The organism is Micromonospora sp. NPDC023644, from assembly GCF_040640115.1.
GTDB lineage: Bacteria > Actinomycetota > Actinomycetes > Mycobacteriales > Micromonosporaceae > Micromonospora.
Map to the genome: position 1 here is coordinate 1 of NZ_JBFABA010000115.1, position 1703 is coordinate 1703.

At 72.8% G+C, this 1703-nt stretch carries 1 protein-coding gene; it reads left to right on the forward strand.

All coding sequences use genetic code 11. The features are described 5' to 3' along the window. A partial coding sequence (locus AB0G08_RS30125; protein ID WP_358094359.1) for a condensation domain-containing protein occupies positions 1-1703 on the forward strand: 1703 nt, incomplete at both ends.

A 1703-nucleotide genomic window follows, 5' to 3' on the forward strand; every position in this document is an offset into this window, starting at 1 on the left:
GGCAAGGTCGACCGGGCCGCCCTCTGGGACAACGCGGTGCCCGCACACCGGGCGTACGTCGCCCCGGCGACCGAGCTGGAGGCCCAGCTGGCCGGGATCTGGGGCCAGGTGCTCAACCTGGAGCGGGTCAGCACCCAGGAGAGCTTCTTCGACCTCGGTGGGCACTCCATCAGCGCCATCGCGCTCGTGGGCGCGCTGCGCGGCGCCGGGCACCCGGTCTCGGTGCGCGACGTCTTCGTGCACCGCACGGTCGCCGCCCTGGCGCAGCACCTCGCCGGCGGGGACGACGTCGAGGCGGCGCCCGCCTTCCGGGCGGTCGCCCCGTTCAGTCTGCTCGCCGACGCCGACCGGGCCGCCCTGCCGGCCGGGCTCGCCGACGCGTACCCGTGCGCGCAGGTGCAGCTCGCCATGCTGGTGGTCACCCTCTCCGACTCCGAGCGGCGCACCTACCACAACGTGTCGGCGTTCCCGATCCGCGACGAGCACGCCTTCGACGGCGACGCGCTGCGCCAGGCCGTGCGGACCGTGGTGGACCGGCACGAGATCCTGCGCACCTCCTTCGACCTGACCGGCTACTCGGTGCCGATGCAGCTCGTGCACGCCGAGGTGCCCGTGGACGTCACGGTGCTCGACCTGCGCGACGGCACGGACGAGGAGGCCGAGCAGCGGCTGCGGGCGTACCTGGCCGCCGAGCGGGCCCGGCCCTTCACCCCCGACGAGGTCCCACAGCTGCGGATCGCCGGAGCGGCCGGCCGCGACGACACGTGGTGGTTCGTGCTGACCATGTCGCACGGCATCCTCGAGGGCTGGAGCCACCACTCCCTGCTGATGGAGATCCTCGACAACTACCGCAGCCTGCGGGACACCGGCGTACCGGCCGCGTTCGAGGCGCCCCCGGTCCGCTACGCCGACTTCGTCGCCGGCGAGATCGAGGCGCTGGCGTCGGCCGAGGACCGCGACTACTGGCAGGGCGTCGTGGCCCGGCCGGTCTTCGAGTTGCCCGCCGGCTGGGGCGAGGACGAGTCGGTCCCGGAGTACGAGTGCGGCACCCGGGTCCCCCTGCACGACCTCATGGACGACCTGCGCGAACTGGCCAGCCGGACCGACACGTCGCTGAAGAGCGTGCTGCTGGCCGCGCACCTGAAGGTGATGAGCCAGCTCACCGCCGAGCCCGTGTTCACCAGCGGGCTGGTCAGCCACGGCCGCCCCGAGGTGACCGGTGCCGACCGGGTCTACGGGATGCACCTGAACACGCTGCCGTTCGTGCACGACGCGGGCGCGCGGACCTGGCGCGAGCTGATCCGGGGCACGTACGCCGGGGAGCTGGAGTTGTGGCCGCACCGCCGGTATCCGCTGCCGGCCGTGCAGCGCCTCGGCGACGGGCGTCGGCCGATCGAGATCCTCTTCAACTACCTCGACTTCGAGCAGGTCGACACCGAGCGGGTCGGCTTCGACGACGCGATCTACGAGGCCAGCGGCGAGTTCGGCCTGCACGTCTCCACGCTCGGCGGGGTCCTCAACATCCTGGCCCGACCGCACCAGGTCAGCTACCCCAACGTCCTGCGCCTCGGTGGCATGTACCGGGCGGTGTTGGAGGCGATGGTCGCCGACGTGGACGGTGACGCGTCGGTGGTGTGTCTGCCGGCGGGTGAGGTGTCGGTGGTGTCGGCCGACGGGGTGTCGGCGGTGTCGCCGGTGTCGCG